We start from the raw sequence: 5,894 nt of genomic DNA, 5'->3' as shown, positions 1-5,894 counted from the left end.
CGCTGGAAACCAGAACGACTGGTGACCTTTCTGGAGGCGATCATCAGCCCTTTTTCAGCGTCAGGAGCAGTAAAAAATGAAGTTGTCATCTACTGAGGGGAATACCAGCCCTTCAAGTACCACTGGAAGGGGTCGGTACCAGTCGCTTTGTGTTCAGCAAGCATGTCGCGAAGTGGCATCAAGCGATGCTGGAAGAGGATGGACACCAAATGAGCCTACCAGGGTCGCTTCTCGTCCCATTCATCGCCGCCGATCTCCCGACCAGAAGAGGGGGGCCTTATCCACGCTTTGGGGGTTCCTTCTACGGTTCCTCTTGAACAACGGAGAAATAATCTCTCCCGCCGCCAATATTGGGATGGCTTCTAGCATACAGATCAGCCTGTTCGCGGTGATCTATAAAAAATAAAGGTCCGTGTCATTACATTTATTGATAAGGACGTAAATTTGCACTCTCCTGCGGACATGCAAGACGTCCGAATTGCTTTCTACTCGGTTAGGGTGGACGAAGGCAAACGTCAACTTACGCTGTTATCAATCGTGAGATTTCAGCTTTACCCTGTTACGTTCGATAAGGGGGCAATTGCATGACGTTGACTGGGTTCCGGCCCTCGAATCTAACAGCCCTCTGGCAAGATAAATCCTCAAATGGGGCAGCTCCCGAAGCTCAGTCTCGGTCAAGCACGACCTATGCTCGCTCAATGTTTGGGGTGTGCATTTACGTGTCTATCAGGTGTCACTCCCACAGTACGCACACAGAGCGACCCTAGCACTTTAGCCTTCTTCTATGACGTGGAATCCTGAGCAATATCACCGCTTCCGGGCAGCCCGCAGCGCCCCGGCCCAAGATCTCCAGGCCCTCGTTCCGGTGAGGGATTACCATAACATCGTGGACCTGGGCTGCGGGACGGGCGAGCAGGCACGGCAGCTTGCCGAACGCTTTCCGGCAGCACAGGTGCTGGGACTGGACAGCAGCGCCGAGATGCTGGCGCAAGCCGCGGGGGGACCTGCAACTCCCAATCTGCGCTTCGAGCAGGGTGACATCGCCGGGCTGACGGGTGAATACGACCTCATCTATGCCAATGCCTCGTTGCAGTGGTTGCCGAACCACCCGGCCCTCCTCGCACGGCTGTGGGCGAGGCTGCGGCCCGGCGGTGTGCTGGCCGTGCAGGTGCCTGCCAATCACGACCACCCCAGCCACCGCCTGCTGACCGAGACGGCCCAAGAGTTCGCGGCCGAACTCGGCGGCTTTACCCGCTTCGGCACGGCCCACGGGGCTTCGCCAGTCCTCACGCCCGCCGCCTACGCCGAACTCCTCGATGCCTTGGGGGCACAGGACATCACCGCCCTGAGCAAGGTCTACCCGGTCGTCCTGCCGGGCGCGCTGGGCCTCGTCGAGTGGACACGCGGCACGGCGCTCGTGCCCTACCTGTCGCGGCTCTCGCAAGGAGATGGCGAGCGCTTTCTGGCTGCCTATCGAGAACGGCTGCGGGCGACCTTTCCGAGTGAGCGGGTCTATTATGCCTTCACGCGGGTGCTGTTCATAGGGGGCAAGCCGGAGAATTAAAAACCGAGTTGATGTACCGATGATAGATAACGACGTCAATTCGCACCACCCTTGCGGATATGCAGGCCATCCGAATTGCTCTCTGCTCGGTTTAATCGAACGAAGGCAAACGTCAGCTTATGCCGTTATCAATAATCAGGCACCAAGAGATAGCCTTCTATGAAAGGGAATTTCTACAGCTCCTGCTCCTTTAAGACGTGAAGCGCTTGAAGGCCTTCAGCAACATATGTCGTGAACGGCGTCGTCCCATCTGCTGAGAGCCAGCGTTCCAGAGCCGTTCCGAGCACCGACATCGCCAAGTCGGCTGCGATTGTGGCGACGAGGCGTTCCGTACCGCGCTGAAGGAAGCCAGCAATAATGGCGTCTCGGAGAGTCGCCATCTTGCGCCGTTTCCGGTCTTGCAATCCAGGATCCGTTTGGATGATCCGCTGCTGGAGGAGCAGGATGTCCCGTTGCCCCGCGAAGACCTGCTCGGCAAATCCGCCCAACCGGGTGGAGATCAGCGTCAATGGACTCAGGCTCAAGGCAGCTTCAGCCATCAGCTCCTGGATGAGGATGGGGACGTTCGCGTCTGCGCGAAAAAGGACCTCGCGCTTGTCGGCAAAGTGACGGAAGAAGGTGCGGGTCGTCAGACCGGCACGCGCCGCAATCTGCGGCACGGTCGTTTCCGCGAAGCCTTGTTCCAGGAACAGCGCGAGCGCTGCTTGTTCCAGTCGATCTCCTGCTCCTGCTTGCCACCGTGCCATGGAGAGAGTGTAAGTGTTGACATGGAGTGCCGTGACTGGATAGCGTGATGACACGCCGTGCCATCATTGTGGTGCGGAAAGGAGCTCTTCCCATGCCGATCAACACTGCCGCCTGGTACATTCAGGGTCATCCCACACTCGAAGTCGCTCCAGCGCCCTATACATCACCCGGTCAAGGGGAAATCGTTGTTCATACCCGCGCTGTCGCCGTCAACCCAGTGGATGGGCTGATTCCCCACATCGGCCGCTTCGCCTATCCCTGGCTCAAATCCCCTGCGGTTCTAGGCTTCGATCTCGCTGGAGAAGTCGTTGAAGTTGGGCCGGGAGTCGCCCGCTTCCAAGTCGGGGACCGGGTGCTGGCACTTGCAGTGGGCACTGAAAAGAACCGCAATTCCCCGGCAGAGGGCGCGTTTCAGACGTATGCGGTGGTGTTGGAACGGCTGGCCTGCCCCTTGCCGGATGAACTGAAGTACGAGCAGGCTGCTGTGCTGCCTCTCGCGCTGTCCACCGCTGCCTGTGGCTTGTTCCAGGAGGGGCAGTTGGGCCTGCGCCATCCCTCTGCTCTTCCGGACCCTACGGGTGAGACGGTGCTGATTTGGGGTGGTGCCACCAGTGTCGGGAGTAATGCCATCCAACTCGCTACCGCTGCCGGCTACGATGTCATCACAACGGCCTCGCCGCAGAACTTCGAGTACGTCCGGTCATTGGGAGCCAGCCAGGTCTTCGACTATCACCGTGAAGATGTAGTGGAGGAAGTGATCAGGGCATGCGAGCACAAGACGCTGGCTGGGGCACTCTCGCTGGCGACTGGTTCTGCAGGTGCCTGTATCGAAGTGCTCCAGGCTTCCAAGGGGCGGAAGGTCATCTCGATGGCGAGCACGCCAGTGTCGTTTGAGCCGCTCAGCCAGAAGAAGCGTTCACCCCTGTTGCTTCCTCAACTGATGAGTCAAATGCTAGCTACCACAGCACTCCTACAGGTCAAGGCTAGGCGTGCGGGTATACGGACGAGCAGCATCTGGGGTGCGTCACTGATGAATGACGCAGTCGGACAGCTGATCTTTGAAGACTTCCTGCCCGCCGCACTTGCGTCGGGTCGGTATAGAGCGGCGCCGGAGCCGGAGGTCGTCGGGCATGGTCTGGAGACCGTGCAACTTGGTGTTGAGACGCATCGTCAGGGCGTTTCTGCTCGCAAGGTAGTCATTTCTCTATAAGTGCGCTGATCAGACTCGTCTTATGCACCAGCTATGAACAACGACCTGGTATGAGGCCAAGTCCCGTGCCAAGTCGTTAGGTCTCGTTATCGTGCTAGCGCCGAGTATCAATCTGTTGAATAGCCCAACCATTCCCATCGGGATCGTTGAAGAACAAAAAACCTACATAGTTCAGCTCTTCTTCTGATTCAGCAGTCCGTGGTCCACTCCCACCAATAATGCGAATGTCGCCTACATCGACACCCCGTGCGACAAGCTGTGTCCGAGCGAGTCGTAGGTCTCGCACGACAAGCTGTAGTCCATGTAAGGAACCTGGGGACATTTTTGACATGCCCGTTCCCAAGACAATGGAGCATCCTGAGCCTGGCGGAGTCAGTTGCACCACTCGCCGCGTAGGGGTCACCTGCGTAGCGTGATCTACCGCAAATCCTAGTTGAGTGGTGTAGAACGCGCAGGCGCGCTCGACGTCGCTCACAGGCACCACGATGGCTTCAAGAGTCCATTCCATTTTCCCCACCTTTTGCAAAACTGTGTAGGGCGGGGGATGTTTTTATTTTTCCTGCTGAGGGCGAAGGGTCTCATTAAGTGTATAGAGATGGCTCTAGAAATACTGCCTATTAGTACAGACTTTTAGAAACCCCCACTTGATCCATAGTGTGATGGAACTGACCAGTCGCCTTGACAGAAACTGACCAAAATCACTGGTCACGTGAGAGAGAAACAGTAGCCTGAACTTGAGCATAGCGCTCCTGTACGTCAGCACGGTCACTAGGATTCTCTATTTTGTTCATCGCGTCGTGCACCATGAGTTCCGCGTGGCGTAGGAGCGCATGGCGTCTCTGCGGCTCACGTAAACACAGGGCCACTTCATTCACGACCTCCAGGAAACGGATGACCACCGCTGGGTCCCCCGCACCGTATTGCCGGATGGGCCGGAACATCGTATTGACCAGCCCGGCAAAGTCCGTCGTGGGCACGATCAACCGCAATTCACCGCCGTGGACATGGCAACCATTGGGCCATTCCCGGTCCCGGAGACTGCATAGTGCGTCCCCGAAACGGTCAATCACGTCAATAGCTGTGATGGGGTCGTTGGTGCTGGGACTCAACGCACGCGCTGCTACCTCAGTCAATTGCCGCACGCTGTATTCGAGGTCTTGCCGTGAGACCCGCTCATCCCCCAACATCAGGGTATCGAGCATCCGCGGGGGCAGGGCTGGCTGACCCTGAGCGACGGCCATATGCGGGAAGACATAATCGCCCGTCCGGACCAGAAGACGCACCACAGTTCCTCTCTGTGCGGCGCGCTCCGCAAGAGCAGTAATGTCAATCTGCTGCAGGTAACCCCCAGCGGTCGCTCGCAACGTCTCGCTGCCCTCCCAGAAGGTCTCTGATGGGATCTGGCAGTACGATGCCTCGTCGTCGGGGCGGGTCACTTCTTCCAGGGTGAGGCGGAGATCATTGCGCAGGAGATTGACGACCCGGGTCATATTGATGTTGCCGGTGACGTGCGCGAGGTAGTACACCAGAGCGGCAATGCAGCCTAGTGCCAACAGGAGAGCGAAGGTCACGTTGTAGTGCGGGACAAAGGGAACTTCTTCTCCGCCTTGTACGCTTCGCAGGGTGTAGAGCGAGAAGGCGAAGGTGGCGATGAAGATCCCCAATGTGATCTGATTGCCTCGGTCGCGCGTAAAGTTATCAAGCAGGCGTGGGCCCATACTCCCCGCCGCATAGGAGAGAGCGGCGATCGTGATGGAGAAGACCGTGCCCGCCACGCCAATGCTGCTGCTGGCAATAGCTGAGAGTAGGCTGCGCGCTCCTGTCTCGCCGCCACCATACACGAAAGAGAGGCTGGGCAGAACCCCGTAGCGTTCCTCAAAATGAATCCCCAGTTCGGCGAGAAGCAGAGCGGCCAGGGTCATGAGCGCGGGGACGAACCAGAATTGCCGGCTGAGCTGGCCGAGCCGGAAGAGAAGACGAGACATGTGGTTAGACTCGGTGAAGATGCTACGGCTTTGTCGCAGGTTCCGTCCAGGAAACCTTGACTGAGAGGTGTGATGCTTGTTTGTCTCATTGCCTTGATGAAATTTACCTTGACTTTTGAACTTGCACATCAGCATCGGCACGAGAACCATGACAATCGTCGGACCGAAGAACGTCATCAGCCTCGAAGTCCTCGACACCACAGGAACTAAAGTTTTAGTCGGAGATAGCGGCACCACGTTCGACAATAAGTCATCTCTCTACAACAGGTCATCACCGGACGGAAGTGGGGCACTCAGAAGTTGCACCTCGCGTAGGACAATGAATAGCCGTGCTGGCCGAGAAATTCCGCGTTTTTCGTGAAGAAGTGCAGCAAGCGGTTGAGATACA

Annotated in this window: 5 protein-coding genes; 2 read left to right on the top strand and 3 right to left on the bottom strand. The window is 57.6% G+C overall.

Annotated features, from left to right (window positions below):
• Window positions 1-784 precede the first annotated feature (784 nt).
• The gene (locus tag ASF71_RS19255) at window positions 785-1,564 is read left to right on the top strand and encodes a methyltransferase domain-containing protein (RefSeq protein ID WP_056303136.1); all 780 of its coding nucleotides are present in this window, start codon (window positions 785-787) and stop codon (window positions 1,562-1,564) included.
• Window positions 1,565-1,737: 173 nt separating this feature from the next.
• On the opposite strand, the gene ASF71_RS19250 is transcribed toward ASF71_RS19255, so the two are convergent.
• A complete protein-coding gene (locus ASF71_RS19250; RefSeq protein ID WP_082506211.1) occupies window positions 1,738-2,310 on the bottom strand; it encodes a TetR/AcrR family transcriptional regulator in 573 nt (190 codons plus the stop codon).
• A 92-nt stretch (window positions 2,311-2,402) separates the two neighbouring features.
• Between ASF71_RS19250 and ASF71_RS19245 the strand changes: the two genes are divergently transcribed.
• On the top strand, window positions 2,403-3,521 hold the full coding sequence (locus ASF71_RS19245) for a zinc-binding alcohol dehydrogenase family protein (RefSeq protein ID WP_056303132.1): 1,119 nt from the start codon (window positions 2,403-2,405) through the stop codon (window positions 3,519-3,521).
• A 94-nt stretch (window positions 3,522-3,615) separates the two neighbouring features.
• Here the strand turns inward: ASF71_RS19245 and ASF71_RS23190 are convergent, their stop codons facing one another.
• Entirely contained in the window at window positions 3,616-4,029 is a 414-nt protein-coding gene (locus tag ASF71_RS23190; RefSeq protein WP_082506213.1) for a VOC family protein, read from the bottom strand.
• A gap of 190 nt (window positions 4,030-4,219) precedes the next feature.
• On the bottom strand, window positions 4,220-5,683 hold the full coding sequence (locus ASF71_RS19240) for a DUF2254 domain-containing protein (protein WP_200939748.1): 1,464 nt from the start codon (window positions 5,681-5,683) through the stop codon (window positions 4,220-4,222).
• Window positions 5,684-5,894: the final 211 nt, after the last annotated feature.

It is taken from the genome of Deinococcus sp. Leaf326, assembly GCF_001424185.1.
Lineage (GTDB): Bacteria > Deinococcota > Deinococci > Deinococcales > Deinococcaceae > Deinococcus.
This window is presented reverse-complemented; position numbering and strand designations above follow the sequence as displayed.